The sequence below is a fragment of the Terrabacter sp. Ter38 genome (assembly GCF_024519435.1).
Lineage (GTDB): Bacteria > Actinomycetota > Actinomycetes > Actinomycetales > Dermatophilaceae > Terrabacter.
The window spans coordinates 464,075-479,222 of record NZ_JALJRZ010000001.1 but is presented as its reverse complement, the minus strand read 5'-3'; the positions used below and the strand labels follow the sequence as shown (position 1 = coordinate 479,222).

At 72.0% G+C, this 15,148-nt stretch carries 14 protein-coding genes; 7 read left to right on the top strand and 7 right to left on the bottom strand.

Annotated features, from left to right (window positions below):
* Positions 1 to 11 precede the first annotated feature (11 nt).
* From NR112_RS02220 to NR112_RS23155, 6 genes are read right to left on the bottom strand one after another with little or no spacing between them, the layout of a single operon-like run.
* Positions 12 to 689, bottom strand: coding sequence for a response regulator transcription factor (locus tag NR112_RS02220; RefSeq protein ID WP_256792347.1), 678 nt, complete (start codon positions 687 to 689; stop codon positions 12 to 14).
* Positions 686 to 3,334 (bottom strand): sensor histidine kinase KdpD, encoded by a 2,649-nt coding sequence (locus tag NR112_RS02215; protein WP_256792346.1) that lies wholly within the window; start codon positions 3,332 to 3,334, stop codon positions 686 to 688. Before NR112_RS02215 ends, NR112_RS02220 begins: the two co-directional genes overlap by 4 nt.
* 17 nt (positions 3,335 to 3,351) lie before the next feature.
* A complete protein-coding gene (gene kdpC, locus NR112_RS02210; protein WP_256792345.1) occupies positions 3,352 to 3,924 on the bottom strand; it encodes a potassium-transporting ATPase subunit KdpC in 573 nt (190 codons plus the stop codon).
* A gap of 20 nt (positions 3,925 to 3,944) precedes the next feature.
* Positions 3,945 to 6,113, bottom strand: coding sequence for a potassium-transporting ATPase subunit KdpB (kdpB, locus tag NR112_RS02205; protein ID WP_256792344.1), 2,169 nt, complete (start codon positions 6,111 to 6,113; stop codon positions 3,945 to 3,947).
* On the bottom strand, positions 6,110 to 7,756 hold the full coding sequence (gene kdpA, locus NR112_RS02200; RefSeq protein ID WP_256792343.1) for a potassium-transporting ATPase subunit KdpA: 1,647 nt from the start codon (positions 7,754 to 7,756) through the stop codon (positions 6,110 to 6,112). The genes kdpB and kdpA overlap by 4 nt, the downstream gene beginning before the upstream one ends.
* Positions 7,756 to 7,842, bottom strand: a complete 87-nt coding sequence (locus tag NR112_RS23155; RefSeq protein WP_374511446.1) for a potassium-transporting ATPase subunit F — start codon at positions 7,840 to 7,842, stop codon at positions 7,756 to 7,758. The genes kdpA and NR112_RS23155 overlap by 1 nt, the downstream gene beginning before the upstream one ends.
* 101 nt (positions 7,843 to 7,943) lie before the next feature.
* Here NR112_RS23155 and NR112_RS02195 point away from each other — a divergent pair, with 101 nt between their 5' ends.
* Positions 7,944 to 8,690, top strand: a complete 747-nt coding sequence (locus NR112_RS02195; RefSeq protein ID WP_256792342.1) for an ion channel — start codon at positions 7,944 to 7,946, stop codon at positions 8,688 to 8,690.
* A 69-nt stretch (positions 8,691 to 8,759) separates the two neighbouring features.
* Here NR112_RS02195 and NR112_RS02190 read toward each other — a convergent pair whose 3' ends face one another.
* Positions 8,760 to 9,971, bottom strand: a complete 1,212-nt coding sequence (locus NR112_RS02190) for a dipeptidase (RefSeq protein ID WP_256792341.1) — start codon at positions 9,969 to 9,971, stop codon at positions 8,760 to 8,762.
* Between the two features lie 37 nt (positions 9,972 to 10,008).
* On the opposite strand from NR112_RS02190, the gene rimO reads away from it, so the two are divergent.
* From rimO to NR112_RS02160, 6 genes are read left to right on the top strand one after another with little or no spacing between them, the layout of a single operon-like run.
* A complete protein-coding gene (gene rimO / locus NR112_RS02185; protein ID WP_256792340.1) occupies positions 10,009 to 11,478 on the top strand; it encodes a 30S ribosomal protein S12 methylthiotransferase RimO in 1,470 nt (489 codons plus the stop codon).
* On the top strand, positions 11,475 to 12,191 hold the full coding sequence (pgsA, locus tag NR112_RS02180; protein WP_256792339.1) for a CDP-diacylglycerol--glycerol-3-phosphate 3-phosphatidyltransferase: 717 nt from the start codon (positions 11,475 to 11,477) through the stop codon (positions 12,189 to 12,191). The genes rimO and pgsA overlap by 4 nt, the downstream gene beginning before the upstream one ends.
* A gap of 1 nt (position 12,192) precedes the next feature.
* Positions 12,193 to 12,777, top strand: a complete 585-nt coding sequence (locus NR112_RS02175; RefSeq protein WP_256792338.1) for a CinA family protein — start codon at positions 12,193 to 12,195, stop codon at positions 12,775 to 12,777.
* A gap of 11 nt (positions 12,778 to 12,788) precedes the next feature.
* Positions 12,789 to 13,091, top strand: coding sequence for a helix-turn-helix domain-containing protein (locus tag NR112_RS02170; RefSeq protein ID WP_020142618.1), 303 nt, complete (start codon positions 12,789 to 12,791; stop codon positions 13,089 to 13,091).
* A gap of 17 nt (positions 13,092 to 13,108) precedes the next feature.
* Positions 13,109 to 13,993, top strand: coding sequence for a serine hydrolase (locus tag NR112_RS02165; protein WP_256792337.1), 885 nt, complete (start codon positions 13,109 to 13,111; stop codon positions 13,991 to 13,993).
* A gap of 1 nt (position 13,994) precedes the next feature.
* Positions 13,995 to 15,101 carry a dipeptide epimerase gene (locus NR112_RS02160; protein WP_256792336.1) on the top strand — a complete coding sequence of 369 codons (1,107 nt, stop codon included), beginning with the start codon at positions 13,995 to 13,997 and terminating at the stop codon, positions 15,099 to 15,101.
* The last annotated feature ends 47 nt before the right edge of the window (positions 15,102 to 15,148 follow it).

Genomic DNA, 15,148 nt, shown 5'->3' with positions numbered 1-15,148 from the left:
TGGAGGTGGGGTCAGGGGTTGAAGCGGTAGCCGAGGCCAGGCTCGGTGACGAGGTGACGCGGGTTCGCCGGGTCGGGCTCGAGCTTGCGGCGCAGCTGGTTGGCGTAGACGCGCAGGTAGTTGGACTCGCGACCGTAGGACGGGCCCCAGACCGCTCGGAGCAGGTCCTGCTGCTGGACGAGGTGACCGGGCTCGCGGCACAACGCCTCGAGCACCCGCCACTCGGTGGGCGTGAGCCGGACGTCCTCGCCCTCGACGGTCGCCCTCCGCTCGGCGAAGTCGAGGACGAAGTGGTCGGTGACGATCGGGCCGAGGTGTCGGCCGAGGTCACCGCCGCGGCGCACGGCCGCGCGCACCCGGGCAAGGAGCTCCTCGACGCCGAAGGGCTTCGTGACGTAGTCGTCGGCACCGAGGTCGAGCGCCTCGATCTTGTCGTCGGACTCGTGCCGCGCCGACAGGACGATGACGGGGACGACCGACGCGGCGCGGATGCGGCGCAACACCTCGGTGCCGTCGAGGTCGGGCAGCCCGAGGTCGAGGATGACGACATCGGGTGCGTCCTCGAGCACCGACTGCACCGCGGTGCGACCGTCGGCGGCCGTGACGACCTCGTTGCCATGGGCCCGCAGCGCGATCGTCAGGGTGCGTTGCAGCCGCGGGTCGTCGTCGACGACGAGCACTCGGGTCACGCGTCCTCCTTCGTGTCGGCCGGCTCCGTCGGCGCGTTCGAGGAGATGCCGTCGGCCACGTCGGTGTCGCCATCACCTCGAACCGAGGGGCCGGTCGGGGTCTGCCGGACCGGAGTGAGCGGCAGCTCGACGACCATGGTGAGCCCACCACCCGGGGTGTCCTCCGGCTCGAGGGAGCCGCCCAGCACGGTCATCAGCCCCCGGGCGACGGCCAGCCCGAGGCCGAGACCGTCGCCCTGCGGGGCATCCCCGGCGCGCTGGAACGCGGCGAAGATCCGCTCCTTGTCGGCGTCGGACACGCCCGGTCCGCGGTCGATGACCCGCAGCTGCACCGTGTCTCCGATGCGACCCGCCGTGATGCGGACCTCTGCGTCGCCGCTGTGCCTCAGGGCGTTCTCGACGACGTTGGCGAGCACCCGGTCGAGCAGCCCGAGGTCGGTGCGGACGAGGGGGAGGTCCGGCTCGAGGTCGACCTCGACGCGCTGCGGGGCGGAGGTGGTGCGCACCGTCGAGACGACGGCGTCGAGCAGGTCGATCGAGTGGTGGTGCGCGCGCACGGCACCGGTCTCCAGCCGGGACAGGTCGAGGAGGTTGCCGATGAGGGCGTCGAGGCGGTCCGCGCTCTCCTCGATCGACTCGAGCAGCTCCGCCTCGTCGTCGGCGGTCAGGTCGAGACCGGACTGGCGCAGGGTCGAGACGCCGGCCTTGATGCTCGCGAGGGGCGTGCGGAGGTCGTGCGAGACGGCGGCCAGCAGCGTCGTGCGCGCGGCGTTGTCGCGGGCGAGCCCGGCCGCCTCGCGGGCAGCCCGGACGAGCTGCTCGCGGCCGTGCAGGATCGCGGCGTGGGCGGCATACGCGTTGACGACGCGCTGGTCCTCTGCCGCCACGGGCGGTCCGTCGAGCAGCAGGTGCACGCCGTCGTCGACCGTCACGTCGAGCGACCACGCGCCGCCGGGCGGCAGCACGCCACCGGCCGGCAGGTTCGGGTCGGTCGAGGCGACGACGGTCGAGGGCCTGTCAGCATGCATCTCGGCGAGCACGGCGGCCCGCATGCCCAGGTCGTCGCGGGCCCGGTCGAGCAGGGCGGGCAGCGGGCGCGGCTCCGCGAGCAGGTCACGGCTCATCGCGGCGAGCGCCGACGACTCGCGCTCGGCCGAGATCGCCTGTTCGGTGCGGCGGGCGGCGACGTTGACGACGGACGACACGGCCGTGGCCACGAGCACGAAGACGGCGAGCGCCAGGGCGTTGGGTGGGTCACTGATCGTCAGGGTGCCGTGGGGCTCGGTGAAGAACCAGTTGACGACGAGCGACCCGACGACGGCGCAGAAGAGCGCGGGCCAGATGCCGCCGACGAGCGCGCAGACGACGGTCAGCGCGAGGTAGAGGAGCAGGTCGAGCGACAGGGTGTGCCCTTCTTGGGTCGCGACGAGCACGGCGGTCAGGCCGACGAGGGCCACGACAGCGAACAGCATCCCGCCGAGCACCCGGCGGGCGGGCAGGCCAGTGGCGTTCCGGCGACGGCTGGCGACCTTCGACCCTTCGTGGGGGACGAGGTGGACGTCGATGTCGCCCGAGCCGTCGGCGACCTCGGAGGCGATGCTCGGACGCAGGATCTGCTGCCACCTGCCTCGCCGGCTGACGCCGACGACGATCTGCGTCGCGTTGACGCCGCGGGCGTGGTCGAGGATCGCCTCGGCGACGTCCGGGCCCGAGACGTCCTGGAACTCCGCCCCGAGGTCGCGAGCCAGCTGGCGCAGACGGACCAGCACGGCAGGGTCGGTCGACGTGAGGCCCTCGGACGACCGAACGTGACAGGCGATGAGGTCACCGCCGGCCGCCCGGGTGGCGATGCGGGCACCACGTCGGAGCAGCGTCTCGCTGCCGGCGCCCCCGGTGAGCGCCACGACGACGCGTTCGCGAGTGGGCCACTGCTCGCTGATGCCCTGGTCGGCCCGGTAGCGTTCGAGCGCCTCGTCGACCCGGTCCGCGAGCCACAGCAGCGCGATCTCGCGCAGCGCGGAGAGGTTGCCGGTGCGGAAGTAGTTGGCGAGGGCGGCATCGACCTTGTCGGGCCCGTAGATGTTGCCGTGCGCCATCCGACGGCGCAGCGCCTCGGGTGACATGTCCACGAGCTCCACCTGGTCGGCCCGGCGCACGACCTCGTCGGGGACGGTCTCCTGCTGGCGGATGCCCGTGATCGACTCGACGACGTCGTTGAGTGACTCGAGGTGCTGGATGTTGACGGTCGAGATGACGTCGATCCCGGCCTCGAGGATCTCCTCGACGTCCTGCCAGCGCTTCCCGTGCCGGTCATCCGACGCGTCGCCGTCCCCCGACGCGGCGGGCGATCCGGGGACGTTGGTGTGGGCGAGCTCGTCGACGAGGACCACGTGAGGTCGGCGGGCGAGGACAGCGGCGACGTCGAGCTCGGTGAGGCGGCTGCCGCGGTACTCGACCGTGCGACGGGGGAGGACCTCGAGCCCGTCGAGCATGGCCGCCGTGTGGGGCCGCCCGTGCGTCTCGACGTAGCCGACGACGACGTCCGTGCCCCGCGAGAGGCGCCGGTGCGCCTCATCCAGCATCGCCACGGTCTTGCCGACTCCCGGCGCTGCCCCGAGATAGATCCGCAGCGACCCACGCCCCATGCGTCGATCCTCTCAGGTCACCCCGCACTCGGCGCCGTGAGGCGCGCGAGCGCGACGTTGAGCTCGAGGACGTCGACGCGCGGCTGTCCGAGGAAGCCGACCGAGCGGTCCTGTGTCTGCGAGACGACGAGCGATCGCACCTGCCCGACGTCGAGGCCACGGGCTGCGGCGACCCGCTCGACCTGCGCCGCGGCATAGGCCGGGGTGATGTGGGGGTCCAGCCCGCTGCCCGATGCGGTCAGTGCGTCGGCGGGAGCGGTCGATGGGTCGAGACCCGCTGCTGCAGCGCGCGTGCTGACCTCGGCGTCGAGGTCAGCACCGGGCCCGAGGTTGGTTCCACCGCTCGTGTCCCCGGCGTAGTCGCTGGCCGAGGGGCGACCGTGGAACCACTCGTCCCCCTGCCACTGCTGGCCGAGGAGGCTCGACCCGACGACCTTCCCGCCGAACGACACGGGGGACCCGGCGGCCTGGTCGCGAGCCACGACCTGGCCGACGCCCCACACGACCGCGGGGTAGAGCACGCCTAGCAGCACGGTGAGGACGAGCATGGCCCGGAGGCCGGCGACGGACTGCCTGATGACGGTGTTCACGAGTCTCACATCATTCCTGTTCACAGCGGGAGGTGGCTCACGACGAGGTCGATCAGCTTGATGCCGATGAAGGGGGCGATCACGCCCCCGAGGCCGTAGACGAGGATGTTGCGTCGAAGCAGGGCGGTGCTGCCGGATGGCCGGTAGCGAACGCCCCTCAGCGACAAGGGGATCAGCGCGACGATGATGAGAGCGTTGAAGATGACGGCCGACAGCATCGCCGACTTCGGCGTCGAGAGGCCCATGATGTTGAGCGCGTCGAGGCCGGGGAACAGCACGACGAACATCGCCGGGATGATCGCGAAGTACTTCGCGATGTCGTTGGCGATCGAGAACGTCGTCAGGGCACCCCGTGTGATGAGCAGCTGCTTGCCGATCGAGACGATGTCGATGAGCTTCGTAGGGTCCGAGTCGAGGTCGACCATGTTGGCCGCCTCCTTCGCCGCAGAGGTGCCGGTGTTCATCGCCACGCCGACGTCGGACTGCGCCAGCGCGGGGGCGTCGTTCGTGCCGTCACCCGTCATCGCGACGAGCCGACCGCCCGCCTGCTCCTTCTTGATGAGCGCCATCTTGTCCTCGGGCGTCGCCTCCGCGAGGAAGTCGTCGACGCCGGCCTCGGCCGCGATCGACTGTGCCGTGAGCGGGTTGTCGCCGGTGATCATGACGGTCCGGATGCCCATCGCGCGCAGCTGGGCGAAGCGCTCCTTCATGCCGGGCTTGACGACGTCCTTGAGGTGGATGACGCCGAGCACCCGGGCCGGCTCGCCGGGCTGCATCGACGCGACGACCAGAGGGGTGCCGCCTGAGCTGGCGATCCCGGCGACCTCGGTGAGCACCCCGGACGGGACGCCACCCCCGTGGTCGGAAGCCCAGCGGCACACGGCATCGGAGGCGCCCTTGCGCACGGCCGTGCCGTCCTGCAGGTCGATCCCCGACATGCGGGTGTGGGCGGTGAACTCCACCAACACGGCACCCTCGCGCCGGACTCCGTCGAGGCGGGCACGCGTCTCGTCGGCCAGTCCACGCCCGGCCAGCTCGACGATCGAGCGCCCCTCGGGCGTCTCGTCGGCCAGTGACGCGAGGTATGCCGCCTCGGTGACCTCCACGCCGGGAAGCCCGGGCGCCGCGAGCAGCTCGCTGGCGCGCCGGTTGCCGAAGGTGATGGTGCCCGTCTTGTCGAGCAGGAGGGTCGACACGTCACCGGCCGCCTCCACGGCCCGTCCCGACATGGCCAGGACGTTGTGCTGCACGAGACGGTCCATGCCGGCGATGCCGATGGCCGAGAGCAGGGCCCCGATGGTCGTCGGGATGAGGCAGACGAGCAGGGCGACGAGGACGACGACCGACTGCTCCTGGCCGGAGTAGATCGCGAGCGGCTGGATGGCCATGACGGCCAGGACGAAGATGATCGTCAGGGTCGTGAGCAGGATCGTCAGGGCGATCTCGTTCGGCGTCTTCTGCCGGGCGGCGCCCTCGACGAGGGCGATCATCCGGTCGATGAACGTCTCGCCGGGGCGGGTGGTGATGCTCACGGTGATGCCGTCGGAGAGCACCGTCGTGCCACCCGTGACGGCGCAGCGGTCGCCACCGGACTCACGGATGACGGGAGCGGACTCACCGGTGATCGCCGACTCGTCGACGGTGGCCATGCCCTCGACGACGTCCCCGTCGCCGGGGATGACCTCGCCTGGACGCACGACGACGACGTCGCCGATCGTGAGGTCGGAGGCAGCCACGGCCTCGACGGAGCCGTCGGCGCGCCGGCGCTGCGCGGTCGTCGTGGTCCGGGTGGCGCGCAGGGTGGCCGCCTGCGCCTTGCCACGGCCCTCGGCGACGGCCTCCGCCATGTTGGCGAAGAGCACCGTGGCCCACAGCCACACGGTGATGCTCCACGCGAACCACGAAGGGTCGACGACGGCGTCGACCGTGGTCAGGAGCGACCCGATCCACACGACGAAGACGACGGGGCTGTGCCACACGTGACGCGGGTCCAGCTTGCGCACGGCCTCGGGGAAGGTCGCGACCAGCTGGCGCGCGAGCGTGCCGAGCGACAGCGCCTTTCCCGACCTGATGAGGGACGTCTCGCGGACGGAGTCCCCGCGTCGGTGGGTCGAGCCGCCGTGGGCGCCGCCGACATGCGGGGCAGTGGCGTCGGGGGACGACGGGGTCGTCGTCGGGGACGGGGTCATGACAGTGCCTCCGCGAGGGGACCGAGGGCCAGTGCCGGGAAGAACGTGAGTCCCGCGACGATGATCGCCACTCCGACGAAGAGGCCCGCGAACGTGGGTGTGTGGGTGGGGAGGGTGCCGGCGTTGACCGGCCGACGTCGTTGCGCCACCAGGGAACCGGCCAGGGCGAGCACGAGGACGATCGGCACGAAGCGGCCGAGGAACATGCACAGGGCGAGGGTGAGGTTCGTGTACGGCGTGTCGGCCGAGAAGCCGGCGAACGCGCTGCCGTTGTTGTTGGCGGCGGAGGCGTACGCGTACATCACCTCGGTGAGCCCGTGCGGGCCGCTCGCGAGCATCTGCGACGACACCAGGGGCGCAACCATGCCGATGCCCGTGAAGACGAGCACGAGCGACGGCATGACGAGCAGGGCCAGCGCGACCAGGGTGATCTCTCGGCGACCGACCTGCTTGCCGAGCAGCTCGGGAGTGCGCCCGACCATGAGGCCCGCGATGAAGACGGTCAGCACGGCCAGCAGCAGCGCGCCGTAGAGCCCGGAGCCGACGCCACCGGGGGAGACCTCGCCGAGGAGGATCGAGAAGAGTGCGCCGCCTCCGCCGAGGGCGCTGTAGCTCTCGTGCATCGAGTTGACGGCGCCGGTCGACGTGCCGGTCGTGCTCGCCGCGAAGAGGGCGGACGGCCAGACGCCGAAACGCACCTCCTTGCCCTCGAGGCCGCCGAGCGGGCCGCTCGCCGCGCTGACCTCGGCCCACGTCACGGCGGCCACCATGAGCCCCCAGAGGGTGGCCATGAAGCCGAGCACCGTCCAGCCCTGCCGGCGGTCGCCGACGAGGATCCCGTAGGTCCGCGGCAGCGAGAACGGGATGACGAGCAGCAGGAAGATCTCGACGAGGTTGGTGAAGGCGGTGGGGTTCTCGAAGGGGTGGGCCGAGTTGGCGTTGAAGTAGCCACCGCCGTTCGTGCCGAGCTCCTTGACGGCCTCCTGCGACGCGACGAGGCCACCCTGGATGACCTGCGACCCGCCGGAGAGGGTCGTGACCTCCGTCGGCGACGCGAGGTTCTGGATGACGCCGCCGAGCAGCAGGACGACCGCACCGACGACGGCGAGCGGCAGCAGCACGCGCACGGTGCCGCGGACGAGGTCGACCCAGAAGTTGCCGATCTCGGCCCCGCTCGAGCGCGCGAGGCCGCGCACGAGCGCCACGGCCACCGCGAGGCCCACGGCCGGGGAGACGAAGTTCTGGACGGTCAGTCCGAGCGTCTGGACGAGCGGGGACGTGCCGGACTCACCGGCATACGACTGCCAGTTCGTGTTCGTCACGAACGAGACGGCCGTGTTGAGCGCGGTGTCGAGGTTCATCGTCGCCCCGCGCGCGAACGGCAGGACACCCTGCAGGGCGATGAGCGTGAAGAGCAGGACGACCCCCACGACGGAGAAGCCGAGGACGGCGACGGCATACGTGCTCCAGCGCTGCTCCGACGACGGGTCGACACGGCACAGGCGGTAGACGAGGCGCTCGACCCGCCAGTGGCGCGCGTCGGTGAAGACCCTCGCCATCCACGACCCGAGGGGCACGTGGGCGGCGGCGAGGGCGGCGACGAGGACGGCGATCGTGAGCAGCCCACTGACGGTGTCGCTCATCAGAAGCGGTCCGCGTGGAGGAGCACGTGGACGAGGTACACCAGCACGGCGACCCCGACCACGAACAGGAGGAGGGAGGTGAACATGACTCCTTCCTAAGGTCGCCCGCCGGGCGCCCTGCAGCCGTTGACCGCGCGCTGACGGCTCTTGACGCGTTCTTGACGGGCCCGCCACTAGAGTCCGAGTCGTGAGTGCGTCGCTGGAGCTCTGGCCGTCATCGCCCCGTCGCGCCGGGCCGCCTTCACGGCTCGACCAGCTGCGGCGCAAGGTCAACGAGCTGCCGTGCGCCCTGCTCCTCTTCGTCCAGCTGGGTGCGCTGTTGGCCTACCCCTTCGTCGAGACCGCGACCCTCGGTGACTACCGCGAGGCGGGACGCGCGGTCTTCGGCCTCATCGGCCTGCTCGTGCTCTTCCTCGCCGTGCGCGCGGTGCGGGCGACCCCTGCGCTCACGTGGGTCGCCGTCGTGCTGGGCGGACCGGTCGTCCTGCTCACCGTGGCGGAGGCGGTCTGGCCCGACAGCGACCCGATCGCCTTCTGGAGCGCCCTGCTGCACGCGTTCTTCTACTTCTACACGGGCTACGGCCTGCTGCGGTACATGTTCGCCGACAACTGGGTGACCCGCGACGAGCTCTATGCCACGGGCGCGACGTTCACCGTGGTCGCCTGGGGCTTCGCCTACCTCTACGTCGCCGTGCAGTTCCTCTGGCCGAACTCGTTCACCATCTACGGCGAGACCCTGCCGGGGGTGCGCACCTGGTACGAGCTGCTCTACCTCTCGATCACGACGATGACCTCCACCGGCCTCTCCGACATCTACGCCGTGACCCCGCACGCCCGCTCGTTCGTGCTGCTCCAGCAGATCGCCGGCATGCTCTACGTCGCCCTCGTCGTCGCCCGCCTCGTCGGGCTCACCATCGCCCGCTTCCGTCAGTAGCGGATCACGCCCCACCGAGGGCGTATGCCGTGTGCCCGGGTCGCGCTGCAGCGGTGCTCGGCGGCCGGCTCAGCGGGTGCCGTCGAGCTCGGCGAAGGTCCGCAGGCTCGGGGTGCGGGTCGTCTGGAGGTCGCGGGCCACGGCCTCGACGTCGCGCATGACGCGCAACGTGTTGCCGCGGACGAGCTGGACGACGTCGGACTCCGACCACGACCGCGCGAGCAGGGCGGCGACGAGTCGCGGGTAGCCGCTGACGTCCTCGAGCCCGACGGGGAAGGTGTCGGTGCCGTCGTAGTCCCCGCCGATGCCGATGTGCTCGATGCCGGCGACCTCGCGGACGTGCTCCAGGTGGGCGACGACCTGTTCGACCGTCGCGTCGGGCTTGGGGTGCTCACGCTGCCAGCCGGCGGTGAAGCGGCCGAACGCCTCCCAGTCGCGAGCCTCGACGCCGACCTCCGCCGCGGCGGCAGCGGCCTCGACGCGCCAGGCGGCGGTCGCGGGAGAGACGAACTCGGGGACGAAGGTCACCATGCACACGCCGCCGTTGGCGGGCAGCGCGCCGAGCACGTCGTCGGGCACGTTGCGAGGGGTGTCGCACAGAGCCAGCGCCGAGGAGTGGCTGAAGATGACCGGTGCGTCGGTCGTCGCGAGCGCGTCCCGCATCGTCGTCGCCGCGACGTGACTGAGGTCGACCATCATCCCGAGGCGGTTCATCTCGCGCACGACCTCGCGGCCGAACTCGCTGAGCCCGCCGACGACGGGGACGTCGGTGGCCGAGTCGGCCCACGGCGTGTTGTCGTTGTGCGTCAGCGTCAGGTAGCGCACGCCGATCACGTGGAGCATCCGCAGGGTGCCGATCGAGCAGCCGATCGAGTGCCCGCCCTCGGCGCCGAGGAGCGACGCCACGCGGCCCGTCGCGGTGGCGGCCTCCACCTCGTCCGCGGTGCGGGCGAGCGCCAGCCGGTCGGCATACGACCCGATCATCCGGTGCACGCCGTCGACCTGCTCGAGCGTCGCCGTGACGGCCGAGTCGCCCTGGAGCGTGCTCGGCACGAAGACCGACCAGAACTGTGCGCCGACCCCGCCCTCGGTGAGGCGAGGCAGGTCGGTCTGCGTCGTCGTGAGGCGCCCGGAGATGTCGAGGGTCTCGAAGTCGTAGCCGGTCTGCTCGCGCGCCTCCCACGGGAGGTCGTTGTGGCCGTCGACGAGGGGGTGCGCTCGCAGCAGGTCGCGCGCCTTCGTGAGCAGGTCGTCGTGGCCGTGGGGGGCGGTTCCGAGCATGTCGGCCATTGAACACCCCGGCATCTAGAGTGGACGCATGACCCCTCCCCACCCGAGCGCCGACAAGAGCGTCGCACTCGTCACCCTCGGGTGCACGCGCAACGAGGTCGACTCCGAGGAGCTGGCCGGTCGGCTGCTCGCGGAGGGATGGCGTCTCGTCGACGACGCGTCCGAGGCCGACGTCGCCGTCGTCAACACGTGCGGCTTCGTCGAGCAGGCCAAGAAGGACTCCATCGACGCCCTGCTCGAGGCCTCCGACCTCAAGGGCGAGGGCAGCCGCACGCAGAAGGTCGTCGCCGTCGGCTGCCTCGCCGAGCGCTACGGCAAGGAGCTCGCCGACCAGCTGCCCGAGGCCGACGCCGTGCTCGGCTTCGACTCCTACCGCGACATGAGCGCACACCTGCAGACGATCCTCGCGGGCGGCCACGTCGAGAGCCACACACCCGGCGACCGCCGCACGCTGCTCCCGCTGACCCCGGTCGAGCGCCAGCAGGGCTCCGCGTCCGTCGCCCTGCCGGGCCACGGCGACGCCCGCCCCGACCTCGGCGACGTCCCGACCCCCGCCTCCGGTCCCCGCGTCATCCGCGCTCGCCTCGACGGCCGCCCGTGGGCGCCGCTCAAGATCGCGTCGGGCTGCGACCGGCGCTGCTCGTTCTGCGCCATCCCGATGTTCCGCGGCGCCTTCCTGTCCCGCCGTCCCGCCGACATCGTGGCCGAGGGCCGCTGGCTCGCCGAGCAGGGCGTCAAGGAGCTCTTCCTCGTCTCCGAGAACTCCACGAGCTACGGCAAGGACCTCGGCGACCTCGCCCTGCTCGAGAAGCTGCTCCCCGAGCTGACCGCGATCGAGGGCATCGAGCGCGTCCGCGTCTCCTACCTCCAGCCGGCCGAGATCCGCCCGGGCCTGCTGCGCGCCATGGCCGACACCCCCGGGGTCGTGCCCTACTACGACATCTCCTTCCAGCACGCGTCCGAGCCGCTCCTGCGCTCGATGCGGCGGTTCGGCTCGCGGGAGGCCTTCCTCGAGCTCCTCGGCCGGGTGCGCGCCGACGCCCCCGAGGCCGGCATCCGCTGCAACGTCATCGTCGGATTCCCCGGCGAGACCGAGGCCGACCTCGACGAGCTCGAGGCCTTCCTCACCGAGGCCCGCCTCGACGTCGTCGGCGTCTTCGGCTACTCCGACGAGGACGGCACCGAGGCCGAGGGGTATGCCGGCAAGCTGGGCCCCGAGGTCGTCGCCGAGCGCCTCGACCGCTTCACCCGCCTCGTCGAGGAGCTCAACGCCCAGCGCGCCGAGGAGCGCGTCGGCGAGCGCGTCCTCGTCCTCGTCGAGGAGATCGACGACGAGGAGGGCACCGTCGTCGGCCGCGCCGACTTCCAGGGCCCCGACGTCGACGGCGTCACCATCGTGCACGTCCCCGAGGGCGCTCCGGCCCCTCAGGTCGGCGACCTCGTGCCGGCCGTCGTCGTCGGCACCGAGGGGATCGACCTCGTCGCGGAGCCGCGATGACGCCACAGACCTTCCACCGGGGGGAGGGGCCGGCGCCCCGACCGACCGACTGGAACCTGCCCAACGCCCTGACGGTCCTGCGCTTCCTGCTCGTCCCGGTCTACGCCGTGCTGCTCTTCCAGGACGGCGGCGACGAGCCGTGGTGGCGCTTCTGGGCCTGGGTGGTCTTCGCGCTCGCTGCCGTCACCGACGGGGTCGACGGCAAGATCGCGCGGCGACGTGGGGAGATCACGAACTTCGGCAAGGTCGCCGACCCCATCGCCGACAAGGCGCTGACCGGTACGGCCTTCATCGGGCTGTCGCTGCTCGGGGTCGTCTGGTGGTGGGTGACCGTCGTCATCCTCGTCCGCGAGATCGGCATCACCGTGCTGCGCTTCGTCGTCATCCGGCACGGCGTCATGCCGGCCGGTCGCGGCGGCAAGCTCAAGACGATGCTCCAGACGCTGTCTCTCGGGGCCCTCACCTTCCCGCTCTGGGTGCTCCCGTTCGGCAGTGCGTGGTTGCTCGTGGCCTACGTCGTGCTCGGCGCGGCGCTCGTCATGACCGTGGTCAGCGGCGTCGACTACGTCTTCAAGGCGGCACGGCTGCGCGAGACGAGCGAGCGCACGCTGGCCCGGCGGGCCGCGCGCGCCGCCGCCCGGGAGGCGAGGTCCGAGAGGCCGGAGGGCTCCACGGGCGACCCGGCACCGCCTCGGACGGCGAAGCGGGACTGACGTGGACGACGTGTCCGAGGCGCCAGGGGCACGTCTCGTGGCCCTGCTGACCGAGGCGCGCGAGACCGTGGCCTGCGCCGAGTCGCTGACCGCGGGACTCGTCTCCGCCACGGTGGCCGACACCCCCGGCGCGTCCGTGGTGCTCCTGGGTGGGGTCGTCGCGTATGCCGCCGAGGTGAAGACGGCGCTGCTCGACGTGCCCGCCGACCTCGTCGCGCGGGTGGGCACCGTCGACCCCGAGGTGGCTGCGCTCATGGCCGAGGGCGTATGCCGTCGGCTCGGCTCCACGTGGGGCCTTGCCACCACCGGTGTGGCCGGCCCGGGACCCTCGGAGGGCAAGCCCGCGGGCACCGTCCACGTGGCCGTCTCCGGTCCGTCGGGAACAGTGACGCGTGCGCTGGAGTTGAACGGGACCAGGGCCGAGATCCGGTCGGCCACCGTCGACGCGGTGCTCCGGCTCGCGGTGGAGGAGACGGGCGCCACGCGCCAAACACCTGCGCCGCCGTGGGAGCCTCGGGGTACGGTAGGTCTGTCGGGTCACCCTGACGACGGCACGGCATCTGGACGCACGACACCAGCGACCTGAAGGAGGACGACATGACGACACTGCTGCGGCGCGAGCTCGGCGACGTCCTCCGTGAGCGCCGGCGCGCCCAGGGCCGCACCCTCCGTGAGGTCTCCGCGACGGCCTCCGTCTCCCTCGGCTACCTCAGCGAGGTCGAGCGCGGCGAGAAGGAGGCCTCGTCCGAGCTGCTCGCCTCGATCTGCGGGGCGCTGGCCCTGCCGTTGTCGCAGGTCCTCATCGACGTGTCCAGCCGGATGGCCGAGAGCGAGGGCCTCGCCCCGACCGTCTCGCTGCCCGTCCCGTCGGGCGACGTGGTGTCCGCCTCCGCTGCCTGATCGTCTACCGTGCTGGGGTGCCCAGCCCCTTCTCGGACCTCGACTCACGTCTCGACCGCGCCGTGTCCGCCTCGGACCCCTCGAACCCCTCGAACCCCTCGAACCCTGACGCCGCGGTGTCGGTGTGGCTGGGCGACCTCGACGGCCGGCCCCGCTACGAGCACGACGCGTTGACGCCGCACTACGCCGCGTCCACGATGAAGCTCCCCCTCGTCATCGCGGCCTTCCGGCGCGTCGTGCGAGGCGAGCTCGACCTCGACGCGCCGGTCACGGTGACCGGCACCTTCGCCTCCGTGCACGACGGCTCCTCGTTCGACCTCGACGAGTCCGAGGACCAGGACCCGCAGACGTGGGCGGCGCTCGGTGGCAGCTGCACGCTGGGCGAGCTGGCGGAGCGGGCCATCACCCACTCGAGCAACATCGCGACCAACCTGCTCGTCGACGCCGTCGGTCTCGACGAGGTCGCCGAGGTGCTGCGCATCGTCGGCTGCTCGCCGGCCACCGTGGTCGGGCGCGGCATCGAGGACGCCGTGGCCCGTCGAGCCGGTATCACCAACACCGTGACCGCCGCCGACCTCGGGCTCGTCATGGCCGCCGTCGGGCGCCGCGAGCCCGCGCTCGGTGGCGACGAGGTGCTGGCGCCCGTCGAGGAGATGCTGGCCCGCCAGGTGCACGTCGACCAGGTGCCGGCAGGCCTGCCGCCCGGCACCCCGACCGCGAGCAAGTCGGGCTGGATCCCGGGCGTCTCCCACGACGTCGCGCTCGTGCGGCCGGTGGGCGAGGAACCGTTCGTCATCGCCGTCTGCACGACGATCGACCTCGACGAGACGGAGGCTGCCGTCTTCGTCTCCGGCATCGCCCGGGACCTCTGGCGCGCCGAGCACCCCACCGAGGAGAGCTGACATGACGACCGTCGCGCGGGTCACGACGACGACCTCGTCCGTGCGGCTCCACACGCCGTTCGTCACGGCCCTGCGCCGCACCGAGACCACCGACACGGTCGTCGTGACGGTCACCGACAGCGACGGCCGCACGGGCTGGGGCGAGGCGCCCCAGGTGTGGCAGGTGACGGGTGAGTCGCTCGCGAGCGCCACGGCGTGCGTCGAGCAGATGCTTGCGCCCGCCGTCACGGGCCACCGGCTCGACGACCGCAGCGACCTCGCCCATGCCGCCGCCGCCGTCCAGCGGGCCGTGGCGCGCAACTTCGGTGCCAAGGCCGCTGTCGACGCGGCCCTGCACGACCTCGTCGCCCAGGCGGAGGGCACGTCGGTGGCGGCGCTGCTCGCGACTCGGCCGGACGGCATACGCGACGTGCTGACGACCGACGTCACCCTGTCGGCAGGTGCGGCTGACGCGCTTGCCGACACGGCCCGTGCGCGGGTCTCCGACGGCTTCCGCACCCTGAAGATGAAGGTGGGCACCGACGCGAGCACCGACGTGCAGCGCGTCGCGTCGGTGCGCGACGCCGTCGGACCCGACGTCGCCATCCGGCTCGATGCCAACCAGGGGTGGACCCGCGAGGAGGCCGTCCAGGTCATCCGCGCGCTCGAGGTCGCCGACCTCGGGGTCGAGTTCGTCGAGCAGCCGGTCGTGGCGGACGACGTCGAGGGCCTGGCGTGGGTGCGGCAGCGCGTCGGGCTGCCGGTCATGGCCGACGAGTCCTGCTACGGGCTCTACGACCTCGAGCGGATCATCCGACTCGGCGCGGCGGACCTCGTCAACGTCAAGCTCGCCAAGTGCGGATCGCTCACCGTGGGGCGCGACATGCTGCGCCGCGCCCACGACGCAGGCCTGCGCACCATCGTGGGATCGATGATGGAGAGCCACGTCGGGGTCGGGGCCGCGGCAGCGCTCGTGGCTGCCGAACCCACGACCGAGGTGAGCGACCTCGACGCCGCCTGGTGGTCGGTCACCTCACCCGTCGTCGGCGGAATCGACTACTCGGGCAACCAGATCCGGGTGCCGATGGCCGACGGTCTGGGGATCAGCGGATTCGTCCACCGCGACTGACGCATCGCACGCCGCACGCACGAAGGGCCCTGCTGGAGCGGGGCCCT

Coding starts and splice junctions, on each gene's coding strand:
- NR112_RS02215 (WP_256792346.1), bottom strand. CDS start 3,334: ATGGGGCGTGGGTCGCTGCGGATCTATCTCGGGGCAGCGCCGGGAGTC.
- kdpB (WP_256792344.1), bottom strand. CDS start 6,113: ATGACCCCGTCCCCGACGACGACCCCGTCGTCCCCCGACGCCACTGCC.
- kdpA (WP_256792343.1), bottom strand. CDS start 7,756: ATGAGCGACACCGTCAGTGGGCTGCTCACGATCGCCGTCCTCGTCGCC.
- NR112_RS23155 (WP_374511446.1), bottom strand. CDS start 7,842: ATGTTCACCTCCCTCCTCCTGTTCGTGGTCGGGGTCGCCGTGCTGGTG.
- NR112_RS02190 (WP_256792341.1), bottom strand. CDS start 9,971: ATGCTCGGAACCGCCCCCCACGGCCACGACGACCTGCTCACGAAGGCG.
- rimO (WP_256792340.1), top strand. CDS start 10,009: ATGACCCCTCCCCACCCGAGCGCCGACAAGAGCGTCGCACTCGTCACC.
- pgsA (WP_256792339.1), top strand. CDS start 11,475: ATGACGCCACAGACCTTCCACCGGGGGGAGGGGCCGGCGCCCCGACCG.
- NR112_RS02170 (WP_020142618.1), top strand. CDS start 12,789: ATGACGACACTGCTGCGGCGCGAGCTCGGCGACGTCCTCCGTGAGCGC.
- NR112_RS02160 (WP_256792336.1), top strand. CDS start 13,995: ATGACGACCGTCGCGCGGGTCACGACGACGACCTCGTCCGTGCGGCTC.